This window comes from Pseudoalteromonas sp. PSi26 (assembly GCF_054960575.1).
This window is the reverse complement of the sequence record NZ_JBHNYT010000007.1, coordinates 217,450-237,136: the sequence shown is the minus strand read 5'-3', so window position 1 is coordinate 237,136 and position 19,687 is coordinate 217,450. Positions and strand designations below refer to the sequence as shown.

Below are 19,687 nucleotides of genomic sequence, written 5' to 3'. Positions count from 1 at the left end.
GAGTAATAAAATAGGCTGTGACGGGCAAGAAACAGCCTATTGAGTGAGGGAGTAGGCCCTCTGATTTAAGAATTTTTGTTGGTGTAAAAAGCCCGACACAACTTTTGTTAGCTGGAGTCTAACTAGGTTGTATTTAACATGGGTATATTTAACCAACGAAGACAGTTTACCTGTTTTTTGCAGACGTGGTGCATGCACTTGTAAAGGAATGTAAATACAATTGCTTTTTATTTATTTACTAGTAAAAAAGAATTATTTTTGTGCCTTTACACATAGTAAATACTATTTTTCACCAAACAATTCTTGTTTTACATGTTCAGCAAAACCACTACCGGCTTCTAAGTAAAAGTTATACGTTGAGTGCACCCCCATACTTTCAAGCTCTTTTTGTTGATCTGGGTAGTTTGCAATTGCAGTAACTTGCCCTGTGTAACCTGACGCTTGAAGCTGCTCTAATGCAAAAATGTTCTGCATGTGTTTTGGCATTGCTAACATGACCATTTCAACGTGAGAGTGGTTTACACGTTGCCAAAAATCAGGATCGGTAGCGTCTGCAATCAGTACTTTACGGCCTCTACTTATGTGTTTATCGACAACTTCGGGCTTTATATCGATACCCGCTACTAAATTGGGGTGAGTCATATTAATAGTTTCATAAGCACCGGTGCCAATACGACCCATACCAAAAATAACAATTTTTGTATCATTAAGGTTTACTGGTAATTCTTCGGCTAGGCGTGTTTTGCTTTCAAACTTTACTAACCAGCTTTCTACTTTTACATATAATTCATTCGAGCGTTTGTTAAGGGGTGAGGCAATAACAAAGGTAATAGATACAGCAATAGCCATAACGGCTAACCATTCAGGGGTAATAATACTTGTTGAAGCTGCAACAGCACATACAATCAAGCCAAATTCACTGTAGTTTGATAAGGTAAATGCGGTAAGTAGCGAGGTACGTGCACGTAATTTAAACGCATTAGTAAACACATAATAAAGAATAACTTTAACAGGGAGTACAAAAATAAGCACAATGGCAATGATAAGCGAATCAACTGTTAATTCAGCATTTAAACCAATGCTTAAGAAAAAACCGACAAGTAAAATATCTTTTAAGTTGAGTAAGGATTTTGATAGCTCGCCCGCTTTTTTATGTGGGGCAAACATCATGCCTATGATCAGCGCACCCAAATCACCTTTAAGGCCTGCAAATTCAAATGCGTTATAACCAGCAACAAGCGCAAAAAAGAAACCAAATAAAGGAAGCAGTTCACCATGCTTAGATCGGTTGAGCATAAAATACATAATAGGGCGTATCAAAGGCAAGGCAATAACAATAGCCAGCGCCCAAATGTTGGGTACTTTTCCTGTACTAATAGCTAAAAATATAACCGCAAAAATATCTTGCATTACAAGTATACCAATAGCGATTTTACCGTGTAAGCTTGCCATTTCACCGCGCTCTTCTAATACTTTTACCGCAAATACAGTGCTTGAAAAGCTAAGAGCAAAGCCGACCAACAAGGCACTTTGCCAACTTAAGTCAACAAAAAGGGGCAGGGCAAACACACCTAATAACAACATGAAACCGCTAAAAATAGCGCTACTAAATATAATATGAAGGGAAGCAGGTGCCCACACTTGGGGTTTTATTAAGCTTTTTACTTTAAGTTTTAAGCCAATACTGAACAGCAATAAAGTAACGCCCAATGCGGCAATTGTATCAAGTAATTCTGTGCTTTTATAACCTGCTAGGTTAAGCGCAAAGCCCGCCAGCAAAAAGCCAATAAGAGGGGGAAGTTTTAATTGATAAATGGCAAAACCACACACAAATGCGGTAGCAAAGTAGATTAGTTCCATAATACTTAAAATTACATCATTTGGTACTGCAGTGTAGCTAAAAACAGCGATTAATGAAAATTAAATATACCACTTGAGCTTTGTTTATTTAGTCGCTTTTAACACCTTGTTTGGATGATAAATGCACAGATTAAGCGTATTTAACCCTTAAAAGCATTTAAATCCTACTTTTAAACTGACAACAGCTTTTAATTATGGTTAAGATGAGATAACGAAAACATTTAAGTTAGGGCATATTTAAGAGCGGCTCAGCTTAAGGAGAATTATATGTTTAAAAAGATCTTAGCATCAGTTGGTATTGGCGCGGCAAAAGTTGACACTATTTTAGAGACTGAACACCTGCAACCAGGACAACTTTTTAACGCTAATATTGTCATTACAGCAGGTGACGTTAGCCAAGAAATTGCAGGCTTAGATTTATTACTAATGACCCGTGTTAAAGTCGCTGGTGATGAAGGTGATTATTTTACTAATCATGTAATTGATCAATGGCGAATTACAGATATAGGTAAGTTGGAACCCGGTGATGTAAAAAGCATACCTTTTGAAGCGCGTTTGCATTCAGAAACACCGATCACTGAAATTAACGCGGGTTACAACCAGTCCCATGTTTGGCTAGAAACCGGACTAGATATTGATTTAGCATTAGATCCAACAGATAAAGACCATCTTCATATTTATCCAAATGAAGCAGTGAAAACGTGTATGCAGGCAATGGATAAATTAGGTTTTAGTTTATCTAAAGCCGATGTTGAAAAAGGTTTTTTACGTGCCTCTACGTTTGCTTCTGTTTCAGGGTGTTATCAAGAACTTGAATATAAACCTAACAGCAGAAGTTTATTTGGGATTCAAGAAATCGAGTTGTCATTTGTACCAGAAGCCCACAAAACTCACGTTTTAATTGAGCTTGACCGTGCATTTAGAGGCGATGGGTATATTGATGTTACCATTGAACATGACCATGTAAACTTGTCTCAGTTATGTGATCAGTTAGAGCGTTTATTCGCTTAATACTTTTCATAATATAGAGCGATGAATGTAATTTTATTTTCATTTCGTACTAAAGAGATACTAAACCCAGCTTCAGCTGGGTTTTTGTTTAAGGATTACCATGCATTTTAACTGTGAACCATTTGACAAACTGACCCCTCATACCTTGTTTTCAATTATGAAAGGGCGCGTAGACGTATTTGTTGTAGAGCAAAAGTGCCCTTACCCTGAGTTGGATGATGTTGATACTTCTGAAACTACTCAGCATATTTTTACGTTAGATAATATGCAGTTAATGAGCTACGCCCGCTGTTATGAAAAAAACGGACAGTACAGTGCAATTGGGCGTGTTTTAGTGAGTGAGCATCACAGAGGAAAGGGGATCGCTAGTAAATTGGTTGAGCAGGCAATAGCATGTTGTAAAAAGCATTGGCCTGAACGGGACATAGTTATTGGTGCGCAAACCTATTTACTGGACTTTTATAAGTCATTTAGTTTTAAGTGCACAGGGGATGCATATTTAGAGGACGGTATACCGCATCAAGATATGGTACTAAAAATTAACAACGGCTAGTTAAATTTATACTCATATAAAAGCCCACAAGTGTGGGCTTTTATATGAGTTGTTGTTAGCTTAATAACGAGTGGACAAACACTGCACCTATTGCGATAGGGCACACAAACTTAGTATACCAAGGCCATATTTTCCAAAATAGCGTAGTATGTACCTCGGGATTACCCTGTTGTATGGCTTGTAGTAATGAATTTCTGTACCAAATCCAGCCTACAAATATACAGCACATTAAGCCAAGTAATGGTTGTGCAACCTTAGTGGTAAGTGTGATCACTAAACCAAATAATGCGCCTAGGTTACATACAATCGTAATGCTAACAACTGCTATCAAGGCGCCAATGACCCAAGTTGCTTGAATGCGATTCATGGCAAATCGTTCTACTGCATAGGAAACAGGCGCTTCAAGCATTGATATTGACGAAGTGAGCGCAGCTATACTCATTAGGGCAAAAAATGCAAAGCCAACAAATAAACCTACACTGCCCATACCATCAAATAAAGCAGGTAATACCTGAAATACTAAAGTATCTTCTGAGAGTAATTTTCCGCTGGCAGAAAATATCTCAACACCTTGTGCTTGAGCTACATACATAGCAGGAATAATAAGTAAACCAGCAACAAAGGCAATAAACACATCAATTAACGTTACGTATGCACCAAGAGACACTAGGTTTTCTTTTTTACTAATATACGAGCCGTATATAATCATAACGCTTGTGCCAAGTGATAATGAGAAAAACGCTTGACCTAAGGCGCTAACAATTAACTGGGTGTCAAAAATAGACGAAAAGTCAGGTAACAAGTAGGCTTTTAACCCTTCTATTGCACCTTCTTGAGTCAGTACATAAGCAATTAATAAAAATAAAATACCCAATAAAGCGGGCATCAAGCGCTTTGACCATTTTTCGATACCGTTTTCAACACCACGGCTAATGATTGCTATTGTTAAAACAATAAAAACAAGGGTAAAAATAACGTTGCGAGTAAGTGATTGCTCGCTTAGCCAGATTGATGCTGCGTCAGCTCCGGCCAAGTCAGCGATAGGTTGGGCTGTTGCACTAAGCATCCAGCCTGCAACAATAGCATAAAAACTAAGTATAAAGCCGGCGCATAAAATACCCCCAAAGCCGACAATAAATGCAAAGTGTTTTTGCCAAGGTTTGTTGGATACTTTAGTTAAAGAAACGACTGCGTTGGCTTGCCCGTGTCGACCAATCATGAGTTCGGCCATTAGCGCAGGGTAAGCTAAAAAGAAAGCTAACACTAAATATGCAACTAAAAATGCGGCACCGCCATTACTGGCTGTTTGTGTGGGAAAGCCCCATATGTTGCCCAAACCTACGGCAGAACCGGCGGCGGCCATAATAAATCCAAAGCGAGAACTAAACTCGCCTCTAACTGCGCTCATATTATTATACTTCTCTGTTTTTTAACGGCGCTGACAATCTACTGGAAATGTAAATAAATAAAAAGTGCTTATTTGCTGATCCCACACAATTTAGTTTTCCAGTGGTGTGATTAATGCGCTGTTTTTGGTAAATGTTGAGGGTAGATTAAAATTAATGGGTTGATTTTGTTTTAAAAATGTTAATTACACCGCGTAATTTATACTTTACGATTTATAATGCTGGGTAATACTAAGGGTAAAGCATGCCCCGCCTAAGTGCTTACTTTTGCTAACAGTAATAGTACCGTTATGCCAGTCAGCGACCTTTTCAACAATAGCCAAGCCAAGGCCATAGCTTTTATCTGCGCGGTTTCTATGATCTTCTTCTCTAAAAAATGGGCTTAATACATTTTTAAAGTTTTCTTGGGCAATCCCTGGGCCATCATCTTCAACAGTTATGATAAGTTGGCGTTCGTGAACCTTGGCGCTCAAGTAGATATATTGTTCGGCAAAATCGCATGCATTGGTCAGCAGGTTTGTAATAGCACGTGCTAACCAATGAAGGTCGGCCACAATAATGTCAGTTGAGCTATTCAGGTCAACACTTAGCATTTGTGATTCTAACTTTGGGGCAAGTTGGACTAAAATGTCTTCAAGGTAATGCTTTATATTTGTAGAAGAGTACGTCAATTTGTTTGCGTTTTGCTCAAGTGTTGCAAACGCTAAGTAGCTTTTAAGCATGGATTCCATATGATCTAAATCGTTTTCCATACGCTCTAAATAGGTTTTTATTTTTTTTTCATCATGGGTATCTAAGGCGGCATCTAAGCCAAAGCGAAGACAGGCAATAGGGGTGCGTATATCGTGCGATAAACTTGATGCCATTAATTTATTTTCAGCGACAAGTTTTTCAATTTGGCTCGCCATACGGTTAAACGTTAACTCTACATCTCTTATGTACGTGAAGTGCGAGGCGTTAATTCTGGCTTGTGTATTGCCTGATGCAAACTGTTTAGCAGCCTCATTGAGAACACTTAGTCGCTTAGCGAGTGGCGCAATAATGAATCCCATTAAAATGCATAAGCCAGCATAAAAAAGCAAAGTTAAAAATATATCATTTCGTTTATCGGTGTCTGCGCTTTTTTTAAGTCGCATAGAAATATGAAAGGGATTTAGCGCTTGGTTGCTATGCAGCATATAAAAACCTTGCTGATCTTCTAAAATCAATCCGCCAACAGCATGCATTTGAAGTAATAATGAAGGAGGTAAAGCAAGTGATTCATTAGGTTTATAATCGATTGATAGTTCAAACTCTTCACCAAGCTGTTTAACATATGCGCCACGTTCAGAGGTGGGAATATTTGCCAGTTGTTTACTAAATCCCATCATCATTTTGCTTTGCACGCTAAATTCGTCTTGTGGGGTATGTGCTTGCTGGCTAAAGGCGTCTATAAGCCACCCTAAAACCACAATAGATACCAGGGCGCTGCCAAGTAGTGATATGTAAAACTTTTTCATTTAAGCATACAGCTGTAAGTTACCATGCAGTAGAGACGAGCAAGTAACCACGCCCCCAAATTGTCTTAATTTTTTCAGGGTTTTGTGGGTCGTCGCTAAACTTTTTTCTTAGTGCAGAAATAAGTACATCGACACTTCTATCAAGTCCGTCGTATTCTCGTCCTTTAGTGGCTTTAAAAACCGCGTCACGTGATACAACTTGACCTGCATTACTTGCCAAATAATGCAGGAGTAAATATTCAGCACTGGAAATATTAATGTTTTGGCCGTTAAATTTCACGTTTCTCGATTCGGTATTGATATTAAGCGATCCGACCGAAATTGTGCTTTCTACTTTTTCCAATTTATTGGGCTCATTGCTTTGACGAAGTGCTGCTTTTATTCGAGCCAGCAAAGCACGCGGGCGTACCGGTTTCATTATATAATCGCTCGCACCTACCTCTAAACCTATAACTTCATCCATTTCTTCATCACGTGCGGTAAGCATAATAATAGGCGCATTATAAAAGCTACGAAGTTCTCTACATACACTAATGCCATCTTGACCAGGTAACATAATATCAAGTAGGACAATGTTTGGGTTCAAGGTTTTTACGTGACTGACAACTTCATCGCCTCGGTGGCAGACATGGGTAGTGTAGCCTTGTTCAGTTAGGTATTCGGCTACCCACTGAGCCAATGATGTATCATCTTCTACTAATAAAATAGTGCCGTAATTATCCATAAATTATCCTTAATGCAGTGGTTAAAATAATCGCCAGCGACGCTTTTTTTGTCTGTTTTGATATACCCACTGAAGTTTTACTTCTGCAGTGCCAATTATTTTTGATGTATTACTATCAAATAGTTCAAATGCGATACTTTGCTTAGAATCAAACGCGTAATTTAATGTACCTTGTTGCTGTTTGAGCCAACATTGCATAATGTATTTTGATGTTGCATCGCGTAGGCAATAATTACCAATAACGGGTTGGTGCCACGTTATGACAACGTCGGCATAACAATCGCGCCCTTCACGAAGAGCTACACACGTATCAGGGACCGCGGTTAAAGTATTTTGTGCATCGCTAGATTGCGCAAGCGCTGATACAGGAAAAATTATTAGCAAACAAAACCATCTAAAAAACATAACGTAGGCCTACCTTGGCTTTATGCTGATACCCTTGAGAAATAATTGGGCTGTCGTCGATTTCTGCTGAAAACCACGTGGAAAGAAAGCCAGCTAGAAAAACCCAATCTTGGCTTATTGGGTATTCAGCATGAAATTCAAATATTAGGCTGGTACTTGCATGTGCATCGTAAAAGGGTCGGTTTTCGGCTACTTCTTCTTGGTCAATGCCAAAATAATAATTTGTAAAATCAGCTGAATAAGCACTTACGCCAACACCGGATCTAAATTCCCAGTTTCGCCACGGTAAAATTTGGCTAAAGAAGGTGTTAACAACCCAGCTGTTATGGGCGCCAGAAACATCATAAAGGTATTCAAATGAAATTTGAGAGTTTTCGAATCGGCGTGTAAGCCTTAGACCAACACCAAAATCATAGCGACGAGACTTTATGCCATCAAGCTCTGCAATTACACCACTGTTATAAAAGCCAAGGCCTTTCTCGTCAAAGCCTGCTTGGGTGTTCGTGCCCAGTATATCCAAGCCCCAATCATACTTATCAATGATACTATAGCCGATAATAAGACCACCACTGAGTTGGTTATGGTCAAAGTCGAGATAAAATCGGTCGTATGATACAGCAAGGCTTAAATCGAGCTCTAAATCGGTGTCGTAGGCGTTAGTGCCAATTAGGTAAGTATCTTCTACAAAGTAGCTTGCACCTGCGCTCCAGTCCCATGCAAAGCCTTGAGTTGGCTCAAGGGTGTTGTCTGCATAATAACGATTACTTGCTTGGGCTGAGGTCGCTATAAGGCCCAAACTGAACAAGACAATACTAAAAAGAGTACGGTTAAGTAAGGTATATTTCATCCACGTTGAGCCTGATTATTTGTTGTTATAGTGCGTAGTATATTGTTAAGGTGTACCCTTAATCTGTAAAAAAATGTAGCAAATGTTACTTTTACTGAACTTTAATTTTATCTATTAAGATACTGCTTAAGTAAAATTGCATCATAGGTGTTAGAGCACTGACTTCTGTGCGGTTACACGGACCACTTAACTTACTTAGGCTAGATAATTTAGACAGCATTTGATACTCAGGGATTTTCACCTCTTTACCCACTCTAGCTAAACGTGCTTCTGCTGTGTTTTGCTGGTGGATAAATGCAACAACCTCTAGTTCGTTTGTAATTCTTTGTTCTTCACTTAAGCTGTAAATTAGCGGCTCTCGGTGAAAGCTGGCGCTGTCTATAGACGACGTGGCAAACCACACTACATCACCAGAAGCTTTGTGCGTTAAACGCATATTAACTTCTGCAAAAATAGATGCACATTGCTGCGTTGGGTATTGCTTTGCAATATTTTCAAACAAGACAAATGGCTTTTCAGGTGTGGCAATTGAATACTGTGTGTTTTCTTTAAATGTTAAGTCTAGCTTTTGAATAGTCAGCGTGTAATCACTGTTATTTTTACTCGTAACTTTAAGCTGTTTATCGTTAAGTGCTTGGCTTATTTGCGATAGTAGAGTGTCGGTTACACTTGCTTTATCGGTAATTATTTTTACCGTTTGATTTTGTAAAACTTTGTGTGCAGGCAATTGCACCGACTTCACTTTTGGTGAAGCATGCTCAGTTTGGTATTTAAGCTGATACGTTTGCGTTGTTAGTGCTGGCTTTAGCGGCATAGCCAAAGGCTCTGCTGGTTGTTTGGTAATGGCACAACCTGATGATAATAAAACAAAAAGTAATACAACTAAAAAACGCATAAATACTTAACACCCACAAAAAGTACAATAATTTTTGTATTGTACGTTAGTCCAAAGAAAAGTTCATGATATTATGCATACAGAGGCAGTTAAAAAGATAAAGTATTAAAAAATGAAGCGCTTACCACTTTTAAAGTTTTGCTTAACTGCAGTGTGCTTTGTGTATGCAACCGTTAGTTTTGCAGCGCAGCAAGACCCAAATTGGGATAGTTTTGTAAAAAAGTATGGCCGTTACGCAGAAAAAAAACTCACGAGTAAAGGCATTCCAGGAGCTGCACTTTCGATAGTTAATTTAGGCAATAGTGATTACATCCATGGGGTTGGGCGCACTAAAGCCCGAAATGGTCAAAAGGTTAATGTTCACACTCGTTTTAGATTGGCGTCGGTGTCCAAAACATTTGCAGGTTCGCTAGCTGCAAAACTATCTAGTGATGGGCTCATAAAATTAGATAACTACGTCAGTGATTACCTACCTGACTTTAAAGGCACAGAATACGAAGACAACTTAAAAGTTTATCACTTATTGAGTCACTCTAGCGGCTTGGTGCCAAACGCATATGACAACTTAATTGAATCGCGGATGGACTATCCCGATATAGTTCAAAAGTTAGTGACGGTTAAACCTATTTGCGAGCCTGGGATATGCTACGGTTATCAAAACGTAATGTTTAGTTTAATTGATGATGTTATTTTAAAAAGTACAAATAAAGATTATTCACAATGGCTAAATGAAGGCATTTTTCAGCCACTTGATATGGTTGATGCTAGCTTGGGTTATGAAGCCATGATGGTTGATAGTAATTACGCTTTACCGCACGTACGTGGGAAAAAACGGTGGTACACTGCAAAGCTTAAAAAAAATTACTACAAAGTTGGACCAGCAGCTGGTGTTAATGCCAGTGCAAGCGATATGGCTATCTGGTTAAAGGCGCAATTAGGTCACTACCCCAAAGTGTTATCACTTGATGCATTGTCTAAACAAACTCGGCCATACACACGCACGAAAAAAGAAATGTACCGCAGGGTATGGAAAAAACAACTTAACGAAGCTTATTACGGTTTAGGTTGGCGAGTATACAATTACGACAATGAAACCTTGTATTACCACAGTGGTTGGGTACAAGGATACAGAAGCGACTTAGTGGTATTCCCCCATTTAAATATTGGCTTTAGCTTGGTGTTAAACGCCGAAACTGGGTTAATTAATGAATTAACAACCGAGTTTATTAATCGGTTATTAAAGTACAAACGTGAGCAGAAGGTATGAAAATAAAACAGGGTGTTTTTATTTTATTATGTGCAGTTTTATTTAAAAGCCAATATGTATTTTCGGCTCCAGAAAAAATATACCTTTTTCGCCATAGTGAAAAATTAGCGGGAATAAACCCGGAGCTCACACAACAAGGCAATAAGCGGGCTCAGCATTTAGTTTCATTATTTAAACAATACGATAGGGTTCATGTATTTAGTAGTAACGATAAACGTACTTTACAAACAGCAGGCCCACTTGCTGCGCATTTTGATTCTGAAATAAAGATTTACAATGCTAGAGATTTGGCTGATTTAAAAAAACAGATAGTGTCTTTGGATGGCATAGTTGCAGTGATTGGTCATAGCAATACAACTCCAGAACTTGCAACGTTGCTTTCAAATGAAGAAATAGAACCAATGAGTGAAATGCAGTTTTCACGCTATTTTTTGTTAAGCAAAAAAAAGCATCATGCAGAAATCAAATATTTACTCAAAGACTTAGAAATGAATTTTACTTTTTAGAATTCAGGGCTAAATAAATGATAAAAAACCAGCTGATAGCTGGTTTTTTATTAAGCGCAATAAATTACTCAGAAAGTAAATTAGTTACGCGGCAGTTGAATTTTTTTCTCAGGGCTTTGGCGATAAAGCACAATAGTGTGGCCAATTGTTTGAAGCTTTGTCGCACCTGTTTCACGAACGATTGCTTCAAAAATAAGCGCTTTGGTTTCACGATCGTCAGTTGGTACTTTAACTTTGATTAATTCGTGAATTTCTAGTGCACTTTGAATTTCCATCACTACGCCTTCGGTTAAACCGTTAGAACCTAGTAAAACTACAGGCTTAAGGCTATGTGCCTCGCCTTTTAAAAACTGCTTTTGTTTATTTGATAATGTCATGTTTATACAAATTTTGCTGAATATGGCTTGAATTAAGGGTATTCTAACGCCATCTAGAGAATATTACTAATTAGTTGCGTGTAATTTATGACAAATAAAAAACAGTCAGCCAGTTCACAGCGATGGTTGAAAGAACATTTTGATGATAAATATGTTCAGGAAGCGCAAAAAAAAGGCTGGCGTTCAAGAGCGGTTTTTAAATTAGATGAAGTACAAAATAGAGATAAGTTACTTCGCCCTGGTATGACTGTGGTGGATTTAGGGGCAGCCCCAGGTAGTTGGTCACAGTATTTAGCCGAAAAAGTAGGTGACAAAGGGCAGGTTGTTGCTTGTGATATTTTACCTATGGACTCTTTAGCCGGTGTAGATTTTTTACAAGGTGATTTTCGCGAAGAAGCCGTGTTAGATGCTTTACTAAAACGCATTGATGGGAAAAATGTTGATGTGGTACTCTCTGATATGGCACCGAATATGAGTGGTAATAACTCAGTAGACCAAGCTGGAAGCATGTACTTAGTTGAGCTTGCGCTAGATATGTGTAATCAAGTTCTAAAGAAAAATGGTGCATTTATTGTTAAGGTTTTCCAAGGAGAAGGCTTTGATCAATACTTGCAGGAAGTACGTAATAGTTTTAAAGCAGTGAAAATACGCAAACCTGATGCCTCACGTGCCCGTTCTCGGGAAGTATATATAGTAGCGACTGGATACAAACTGTAGTACAGTTGCTTGGCGTTTAGTTGAATTTAAATTAATTGGATACAAGAGGTTAACCCCTTGAGCGATATGGCGAAAAATTTAATACTATGGCTGGTCATTGCAGTTGTGCTTATGTCAGTCTTTCAGAGCTTTAATGGTGGCGAGCAAATCGACCGTCAAACAAGTTACAGTCAGTTTGTAAAAGATGTCCGCAGTGGCTCTTTGCAAGAAGTTGTTATTGACCGTGGTACAGGAAATATTACTGGTACTAAGAGCAGTGGTGAGCGTTTTCAAACAACGATGCCAATGCGCGATGAAGACTTAATAAATGATTTACTTAAAAATGATGTAAATGTGAAGGGTGTACAACCTGAAGAACAATCATTTTTAGCAAGCATATTTATTTCTTGGTTCCCGATGATACTGCTTATTGGTGTATGGATTTTCTTCATGCGTCAAATGCAAGGCGGTGGCGGTAAAGGCGCTATGTCGTTCGGTAAGAGCAAAGCGCGCTTAATGAGCGAAGATCAAATTAAAACTACGTTCGCTGATGTTGCTGGTTGTGATGAAGCAAAAGAAGACGTTACCGAATTGGTCGACTTCTTGCGTGACCCGTCTAAATTCCAAAAATTAGGCGGTAGTATACCTAAAGGTGTACTAATGGTTGGCCCACCAGGTACTGGTAAAACATTGCTTGCTAAAGCTGTTGCGGGTGAAGCAAAAGTACCATTTTTCACAATTTCGGGTTCTGACTTTGTAGAAATGTTTGTAGGTGTAGGTGCATCGCGCGTACGTGACATGTTTGAACAAGCTAAAAAAGCAGCGCCTTGTATTATTTTCATCGATGAAATTGATGCAGTAGGTCGTAAACGTGGCGCAGGTATGGGCGGCGGTAACGATGAACGCGAGCAAACATTAAACCAAATGCTGGTAGAAATGGATGGCTTTGGTGGCAACGAAGGCATCATTGTTATTGCTGCGACTAACCGCCCAGACGTGCTAGACCCGGCATTACTTCGTCCTGGTCGTTTTGACCGTCAAGTAGAAGTTGGTTTACCTGATATACGCGGTCGTGAACAAATCATTAAAGTGCACATGCGTAAAGTACCATTAGGTGACAACGTTGATGCAGCTGTTATTGCTCGCGGTACACCCGGTTTTTCGGGTGCTGATTTAGCTAACTTAGTCAACGAAGCCGCACTTTACGCGGCACGTGGTAACAAACGTGTTGTAAACATGGCTGAGTTTGATGCTGCTAAAGACAAAATCATGATGGGCGCAGAGCGCAAGACCATGGTGATGAGCGAGCAAGAGAAAGAAATGACGGCATACCACGAAGCCGGCCATGCAATTGTTGGACGCATGGTGCCAGAGCATGACCCTGTTTATAAAGTATCTATCATTCCACGTGGCCGTGCGCTAGGTGTGACTATGTATTTACCAGAGCAAGATCGTGTTAGCCATTCTAAAGAGCTATTAGAATCAATGATTTCTAGCCTTTATGGTGGTCGAATCGCTGAAGCACTTATTTACGGTACAGACAAAGTGACTACCGGTGCGAGTAACGATATTGAACGTGCAACAGACATAGCACGCAAAATGGTTACACATTGGGGTCTAAGCGAAAAATTAGGACCACTACTTTACGCTGAAGATCAAAACGAAATGTACATGGGTGGTGGCGGTAGTCGTGCATCTAACATGTCGGATGATACAGCTAAAGTAATTGACGCTGAGGTTCGTTTATTTTCAGATAGAAACTACGAGCGTGCCGAAAAAATATTGAAAGAGAATATTGATATTCTTCACTCAATGAAAGACGCGTTAATGAAATATGAAACGATTGATGCTAAGCAAATTGACGATTTAATGGCGCGTCAGCCAGTGCGTGAGCCACGCGATGCTCATGACCGTCATGAGCCAAAAGCTGCAAAAACAGATTCTGTAAAAGAACCTGTTAATGATGAAAGCCAATCAACAACAGAATCATCTAAAAAAGATGAAACAAATGTTGATGATAAAGCTGAATAATCGTTAAAATACTAAAAAAGCCCCGAACTTCGGGGCTTTTTTGTATCGGTTTTAATTTCGCTCTAATTTATAGTTAGAGTGTGTTTGGATGCTGAAATGCAAACAAGGCTCACGATGAATAATGTTATTAATTTACCAAATGGTCGAGAACTAAATTTAATTGAGCCTGTGATTATGGGTATATTAAATGTAACCCCAGATTCATTTTCAGATGGTGGGAAGTTTATAGACCCTAATCTCGCTGTGCAGCGTGCAATAAAACTATTAAGTGATGGCGCAAAAATAATAGATATTGGTGGTGAGTCTACTCGCCCTGGTGCACAGACAGTTAGCCTTGATGATGAGCTTGAACGAGTGGTGCCAATAATAAAAGCAATACGCGCTCAGAGTGATTGTGTTATTTCTGTCGATACGAGTAAAGCTGAGGTGATGAGGCAAGCTATTTTAGCTGGTGCAGATATGGTAAATGATGTTCGCGCATTACAAGAGCCTGACGCACTGAATGTTGTTGCGCAATTTGAAAACATCGCAATTTGCTTAATGCACATGCAGGGTCAGCCCCGAAGTATGCAAACGTCTCCTCAGTATAATGATTTAATGGGCGATATTAATGAGTTTTTTAAAAGTCGTATTAATGCCTGTGAGACAATGGGGATAAAAGCTCAACAGCTTATTCTTGACCCTGGCTTTGGATTTGGAAAAACATTAAGCCATAACTACGAAATTTTAACCAAGTTTAATGATTTTAATAAATTAGGTTTGCCATTATTAGCGGGGTTATCTCGTAAGTCGATGATTGGCAATCTGTTAAACAGAGACACGAGTGAACGAATGGCCGGTAGTTTAGCCGGCGCTCTTATTGCCGCACAAAATGGCGCAAAAATAATTCGTGTTCACGACGTAAAAGAAACTGCAGATGTACTCGGTGTTTACCAAGCGTGCATAAAAGGAATAATAGAATGAAACAAAGAAAGTATTTTGGCACAGATGGCGTGCGTGGTTTAGTGGGGACAGCACCTATAAACCCTGAGTTTGCAATGAAGCTAGGTTGGGCCGCAGGACGTGTATTATCAAAAGGTGGAACCAAAAAAGTTATTATTGGTAAAGACACGCGTATTTCAGGTTACATGCTTGAGACGGCACTTGAAGCGGGTTTAATAGCTGCCGGTATTGATGTTGTTCTGCTTGGCCCAATGCCTACGCCAGCCGTTGCTTATTTAGCACAAACATTTAGGGCTGAGGCCGGTATTGTAATAAGCGCTTCACATAATCCCTATTACGACAACGGCATTAAATTTTTTAATGGTCAAGGCTTAAAATTGGATGACGCTGTAGAGCTTGAAATAGAGGCCATGCTTGATGAGCAAATGACCTGTGTGGCCTCAGATAAGTTAGGTAAAGCAACACGCTTAGCAAGCGCAGATGGACGTTATATTGAGTTTTGTAAGAGTCAATTTCCACAAGGGTTGTCTTTAGAGGGATTAAAAGTGGTTGTAGATTGCGCTAACGGCGCAACATATCATATAGCCCCATCAGTCATGAGAGAGCTCGGCGCCGACGTAATTACGCATGCATGTGAGCCAAATGGTGTAAATATAAACCATGAATGTGGTGCAACTCATGTAGACACGTTAAAACGCAAAGTACTTGAACATAAAGCCGATGTAGGCATAGCTTATGATGGTGACGGCGACCGTGTAATGATGGTTGACCATAATGGCCGTGTATTTGATGGTGACGACTTAGTTTATATAATTGCTTGTCAGGCAGCGAACGATCATATTTTAGGTGGCGGTGTTGTTGGTACTGTTATGTCAAATATGGGCCTTGAAAATGCACTTAAAGCAAAAGGCATTGAGTTTTCTAGAAGCAAAGTTGGCGATCGCTATGTAATGGAATTACTTCAGCAAAAAGGGTGGAAAATTGGCGGAGAGAGCTCAGGGCATGTACTTAATCTAGACTTAATTTCAACGGGTGATGGTATTATATCAAGCTTGCAAGTGCTGGCTGCTATGGTTGCACAAAATAGAACGCTTCAAGATTTAGGCGCCGGGTTTACAAAATACCCAATGAAAATGATTAACGTGCGTTATACACCGGGTACCGATCCTACAACGGCGCCAAAAGTCCTTGCGGCAGTCGAAGAAGTGGAACAAAACTTGGGTAATAAAGGCCGTGTTTTACTCCGTAAATCAGGCACTGAACCTGTCGTTCGTGTTATGGTTGAAGCAGAACAAGAAAAAATAGTATTAGACAGTGCACGTAAGATTGCAGAGATTGTCGAATCTATGAGCAAACAACCTGATTGATAACAATAACCTCTTGTAACTTTGGGTGAGAAAAGTTAATATCTCGCCCGCTTTCTAATGTGGAGTGGAAAATGGCAATACGTAAGGCAATGGTCGCTGGCAATTGGAAAATGAATGGTTCAATAGAGCTAGTCAAAGATATGTCGGATGCTATTAATAGTATTAAATCACCAGAAATAGATGTTATTTTATTTCCTCCATTCCCACTTGTTTCAGCAATGATTGCAAGCGGTGTTAAGACTGGTGCTCAAACTGTATCTGAAAACACGCCAGGCGCTTTTACTGGTGAAGTTGATGCACAACTACTGAAAGACCTTGGCGTAAATTATGCGCTAGTTGGCCATTCAGAGCGTCGTAGTATTTACAACGAAAGCAGCGATGTTATTGCTGATAAATTTGCTAGAGCTCAATCAGCTGGTTTAATACCCGTTCTTTGCGTTGGCGAGAGTGAAACAGAGCAAGAAAGTGGACAAACAGAACATGTAGTTGCTGCTCAAATAGATGCGGTAATTAAAAAATTAGGTGTAGCAGCGCTGAAAGATTCTGTGATAGCATACGAGCCCGTTTGGGCCATAGGCACAGGTAAGACTGCATCGCCAGAACAGGCACAAGCTGTTCACAAATTTATCCGTGACAAAATTGCGTCTTTAGACAGTGATTTAGCACAAGGGCTTACCATCTTATATGGTGGAAGCGTTAACGAAAAAAATAGCGAATTATTATTTGCACAACCAGATATTGATGGTGGCCTAATTGGAGGTGCCAGTCTAAAAGCAGCATCTTTTGCTGCTATCTGTAACAGTGCAAAAGGGACCGTATAAGATGTACGAAATTTTATTAGTAGTTTATTTAGTTGTAGCTTTAGCTTTAATTGGTATGGTGTTAATCCAACAAGGTAAAGGTGCTGATATGGGGTCATCATTTGGTGCAGGCGCTTCTGGGACTGTGTTTGGTTCTTCAGGTGCTGGTAACTTTATGACAAAGACAACAACAAGCCTAGCGACAGTCTTTTTTGTGTTGAGTATTGTTTTAGGCAATTTAACAGCCGGTCAGATTAAACAGACTGATGAATGGGAAAACCTAGAGGCAGCGCCTGCTATTGAAACAGTAGTCCCGGTTGAAGAAGATGTTCCAGTTACTTCTAATAAAGAAAGTAACTCAGACGTACCAAACTAATACAGTTTACTGTTCAGCTATTTGTTAACCTCAAACAAATAAAATAAGAGAACAAAAATTTAAAATGCGGATGTGGTGGAATTGGTAGACACGCTACCTTGAGGGGGTAGTGCTTTAGGGCGTGGGGGTTCAAGTCCCCCCATCCGCACCAAATTTAAAACCAGTAGCAATTATGTTACTGGTTTTTTTATACCTAAAATTTGCTTTGATTGTTTTTTGCACTTGAAACGTTTGTGTTATAACAATAATTTAGATTCTTTGGTGAAATTTTTAACAGGAAACACATCGTGTACCCAATAAAGTCTATTTATTTGTGTTAATTTCATTTTTTAGCTTAATTAATGATTAAAATGAAAAAAAAACTAGAAATTTTACAAATTTAACTCACACTTATCAGTATTGAGCCGATAATAAATTTAGATAACTCAAAAAGGTAAATAGTATGGCTTCAGGCTTCTCTTTTCAAAACCTAAGCATAACTAAAAAAATACATGCAATAACATGTATTGCAGTTGTTGCTTTTATAATTATGGTATTAATTAATTTTCTTGCCATAGATGATAATAGAGCTTCTTTAGATGAAATGGGCAACTCTTCATATAAGGTTGTAAAGTTAACATCAGCGAACGTAGGGCTGTTAGAAAAACTAGATGAGCTTTACACCCAAGCAGTTACATTTGGCGAGCAAGACTTAATAACTAAAGCTGATGATACTTACAAAACAATTGAATCAAATATAAATTTAATTAAGCAAATGAGTAATGGCTACATTAGCAATGATGTAGTGAAAGAATTAGCCGACTACGAGAAGATATCAGCTACAATTGCTAATGGTATGGTAAATGGCACTGCCGATTTTAGTAAAATTCAGCAGCAAGCCCAGTTAAAAACAAGTCTTTATAGTTCTGTTTTAGAGAGCTTTAAAGCAGCGCAACAAAAAGCTGATAATCGTTTTTTTGAATTAGTTGAAAGCACTAACACACGTTCTGACAATGCACTTACTTTAATGCTTGCTGTGTCTATCGTGTCTTTATTGCTGCTTTTATTTATGGCAATTTGGATTGCTAAAAATATCGGCTCCTCAGCAAGCGATGCTGCAAATAACTTAAGCTTATTAGCGAATGGTAAAGGGTCTTTAAGTACTCAATTAACCGTGAATTCTAAAGATGAAATTGGCCAAGTTTCTATTAACTTTAATGCTTTTATTGCGCTGTTAAAAGAAACCGTACTTGAAGTAATTGCTGTATGTGAACCATTAATGGAAAACTCTACCCGTTTAGTACAGGGTATGGAGCAGGCGGAACGTGCAACAACAAAACAAACAACAGATGCTGAAATTGTTAAGCAATCAATGGAAGAGATGAAGCAAAGCGTTGGTGATATTTCTCAATCTGCAGCAAATGCATCACACGCGGCTGAAACGGCAGAAAAAGAAGTAGAGCAAAGCCGTACCCAGGTACAAATGTCTGTCAATGCATCTCGTACGCTAAGTGATGAAATTAACCAAGCAGCAACAACAATTAATAAACTTGCGGACGATACAAAAAACGTATCACAAATATTGAATGTAATTACTTCAATTGCCGATCAAACCAACTTACTTGCGCTTAATGCGGCTATTGAGGCTGCACGTGCCGGTGAACATGGCCGTGGGTTTGCGGTAGTAGCTGATGAAGTTCGAGAACTTGCTTCACGAACCGCTCATTCAACGAATGAAATACGCGAATTGCTAGGTGCTTTAACTACCGCTGCTAATGATTCGGTTACCGCTATGACTTCAGCTCGAGATATGGCAACAGATAATGCGACAGCGGCTGAAAAAACAGGAATATCAATTGAGAAAATTGCTGAGCAAATGCTAGAAATAAATGGCATGAACTCACAAATAGCAGCAGCAACTGAAGAGCAAACATCGGTTGCAGCCATGGTTGTAGAAAATGTATCTAATATGCATGTTTCTTTTGAAGATACCATGGACTCATTACTGGCTGTAAGAGATGTAGCTAAAAACCTACATTACTTGTCAGATAATCTATTAGACGCTACTGCAAAATTCAGAATTGAGTAATCAACCTGCACAGCTAAGGTTTCTATAAAGCCTCCTTTTGGAGGCTTTATTGTTTTG

At 39.2% G+C, this 19,687-nt stretch carries 19 protein-coding genes and 1 tRNA gene; 12 read left to right on the top strand and 8 right to left on the bottom strand.

The window, feature by feature from the left end:
• Nucleotides 1-282: 282 nt before the first annotated feature.
• Complete coding sequence (locus ACFI34_RS10100; RefSeq protein ID WP_462673385.1) at nt 283-1,860, bottom strand: cation:proton antiporter domain-containing protein; 1,578 nt, start codon at nt 1,858-1,860, stop codon at nt 283-285.
• Nucleotides 1,861-2,127: 267 nt separating this feature from the next.
• Between ACFI34_RS10100 and ACFI34_RS10095 the strand changes: the two genes are divergently transcribed.
• Nucleotides 2,128-2,871, top strand: coding sequence for a sporulation protein (locus ACFI34_RS10095; protein ID WP_006793918.1), 744 nt, complete (start codon nt 2,128-2,130; stop codon nt 2,869-2,871).
• A gap of 100 nt (nt 2,872-2,971) precedes the next feature.
• Nucleotides 2,972-3,424 carry a GNAT family N-acetyltransferase gene (locus ACFI34_RS10090; RefSeq protein ID WP_462673384.1) on the top strand — a complete coding sequence of 151 codons (453 nt, stop codon included), beginning with the start codon at nt 2,972-2,974 and terminating at the stop codon, nt 3,422-3,424.
• A gap of 55 nt (nt 3,425-3,479) precedes the next feature.
• Here ACFI34_RS10090 and ACFI34_RS10085 read toward each other — a convergent pair whose 3' ends face one another.
• The 6 genes from ACFI34_RS10085 to ACFI34_RS10060 all read right to left on the bottom strand — a co-directional run bounded on the left by ACFI34_RS10085 (nt 3,480) and on the right by ACFI34_RS10060 (nt 9,200).
• Nucleotides 3,480-4,832 (bottom strand): sodium-dependent transporter, encoded by a 1,353-nt coding sequence (locus ACFI34_RS10085; protein WP_462673383.1) that lies wholly within the window; start codon nt 4,830-4,832, stop codon nt 3,480-3,482.
• 204 nt (nt 4,833-5,036) lie between these two features.
• The gene (locus ACFI34_RS10080) at nt 5,037-6,329 is read right to left on the bottom strand and encodes a sensor histidine kinase (protein WP_462673382.1); all 1,293 of its coding nucleotides are present in this window, start codon (nt 6,327-6,329) and stop codon (nt 5,037-5,039) included.
• A 19-nt stretch (nt 6,330-6,348) separates the two neighbouring features.
• A complete protein-coding gene (locus ACFI34_RS10075; protein ID WP_462673381.1) occupies nt 6,349-7,053 on the bottom strand; it encodes a response regulator in 705 nt (234 codons plus the stop codon).
• A 21-nt stretch (nt 7,054-7,074) separates the two neighbouring features.
• Nucleotides 7,075-7,458, bottom strand: coding sequence for a DUF3019 domain-containing protein (locus tag ACFI34_RS10070; RefSeq protein WP_462673380.1), 384 nt, complete (start codon nt 7,456-7,458; stop codon nt 7,075-7,077).
• Nucleotides 7,448-8,305 carry a MipA/OmpV family protein gene (locus ACFI34_RS10065; protein ID WP_462673379.1) on the bottom strand — a complete coding sequence of 286 codons (858 nt, stop codon included), beginning with the start codon at nt 8,303-8,305 and terminating at the stop codon, nt 7,448-7,450. The genes ACFI34_RS10070 and ACFI34_RS10065 overlap by 11 nt, the downstream gene beginning before the upstream one ends.
• Before the next feature lie 91 nt (nt 8,306-8,396).
• The gene (locus ACFI34_RS10060) at nt 8,397-9,200 is read right to left on the bottom strand and encodes a hypothetical protein (RefSeq protein ID WP_462673378.1); all 804 of its coding nucleotides are present in this window, start codon (nt 9,198-9,200) and stop codon (nt 8,397-8,399) included.
• 112 nt (nt 9,201-9,312) lie between these two features.
• Between ACFI34_RS10060 and ACFI34_RS10055 the strand changes: the two genes are divergently transcribed.
• Together ACFI34_RS10055 and ACFI34_RS10050 are read left to right on the top strand one after the other, a co-directional pair.
• On the top strand, nt 9,313-10,467 hold the full coding sequence (locus ACFI34_RS10055; RefSeq protein WP_462673377.1) for a serine hydrolase domain-containing protein: 1,155 nt from the start codon (nt 9,313-9,315) through the stop codon (nt 10,465-10,467).
• Nucleotides 10,464-10,973, top strand: a complete 510-nt coding sequence (locus tag ACFI34_RS10050) for a SixA phosphatase family protein (RefSeq protein ID WP_462673376.1) — start codon at nt 10,464-10,466, stop codon at nt 10,971-10,973. The genes ACFI34_RS10055 and ACFI34_RS10050 overlap by 4 nt, the downstream gene beginning before the upstream one ends.
• 80 nt (nt 10,974-11,053) lie before the next feature.
• On the opposite strand, the gene yhbY is transcribed toward ACFI34_RS10050, so the two are convergent.
• Nucleotides 11,054-11,350 (bottom strand): ribosome assembly RNA-binding protein YhbY, encoded by a 297-nt coding sequence (yhbY, locus tag ACFI34_RS10045; RefSeq protein WP_006793908.1) that lies wholly within the window; start codon nt 11,348-11,350, stop codon nt 11,054-11,056.
• Between the two features lie 87 nt (nt 11,351-11,437).
• On the opposite strand from yhbY, the gene rlmE reads away from it, so the two are divergent.
• The 8 genes from rlmE (at nt 11,438) to ACFI34_RS10005 (ending at nt 19,630) form a co-directional block, all read left to right on the top strand.
• Nucleotides 11,438-12,067, top strand: a complete 630-nt coding sequence (gene rlmE / locus ACFI34_RS10040) for a 23S rRNA (uridine(2552)-2'-O)-methyltransferase RlmE (RefSeq protein WP_006793907.1) — start codon at nt 11,438-11,440, stop codon at nt 12,065-12,067.
• A 66-nt stretch (nt 12,068-12,133) separates the two neighbouring features.
• Complete coding sequence (gene ftsH / locus ACFI34_RS10035; RefSeq protein ID WP_462673375.1) at nt 12,134-14,077, top strand: ATP-dependent zinc metalloprotease FtsH; 1,944 nt, start codon at nt 12,134-12,136, stop codon at nt 14,075-14,077.
• Between the two features lie 114 nt (nt 14,078-14,191).
• Complete coding sequence (gene folP, locus ACFI34_RS10030; RefSeq protein WP_462673374.1) at nt 14,192-15,040, top strand: dihydropteroate synthase; 849 nt, start codon at nt 14,192-14,194, stop codon at nt 15,038-15,040.
• Nucleotides 15,037-16,386 carry a phosphoglucosamine mutase gene (gene glmM, locus ACFI34_RS10025; RefSeq protein ID WP_462673373.1) on the top strand — a complete coding sequence of 450 codons (1,350 nt, stop codon included), beginning with the start codon at nt 15,037-15,039 and terminating at the stop codon, nt 16,384-16,386. The genes folP and glmM overlap by 4 nt, the downstream gene beginning before the upstream one ends.
• Before the next feature lie 71 nt (nt 16,387-16,457).
• Nucleotides 16,458-17,207, top strand: coding sequence for a triose-phosphate isomerase (gene tpiA / locus ACFI34_RS10020; protein ID WP_462673372.1), 750 nt, complete (start codon nt 16,458-16,460; stop codon nt 17,205-17,207).
• A gap of 1 nt (nt 17,208) precedes the next feature.
• Nucleotides 17,209-17,562 carry a preprotein translocase subunit SecG gene (secG, locus tag ACFI34_RS10015; RefSeq protein WP_462673371.1) on the top strand — a complete coding sequence of 118 codons (354 nt, stop codon included), beginning with the start codon at nt 17,209-17,211 and terminating at the stop codon, nt 17,560-17,562.
• Nucleotides 17,563-17,628: 66 nt separating this feature from the next.
• Nucleotides 17,629-17,713, top strand: a tRNA-Leu gene (locus ACFI34_RS10010).
• A 291-nt stretch (nt 17,714-18,004) separates the two neighbouring features.
• Nucleotides 18,005-19,630, top strand: coding sequence for a methyl-accepting chemotaxis protein (locus tag ACFI34_RS10005; protein WP_350654705.1), 1,626 nt, complete (start codon nt 18,005-18,007; stop codon nt 19,628-19,630).
• Nucleotides 19,631-19,687 lie beyond the last annotated feature (57 nt).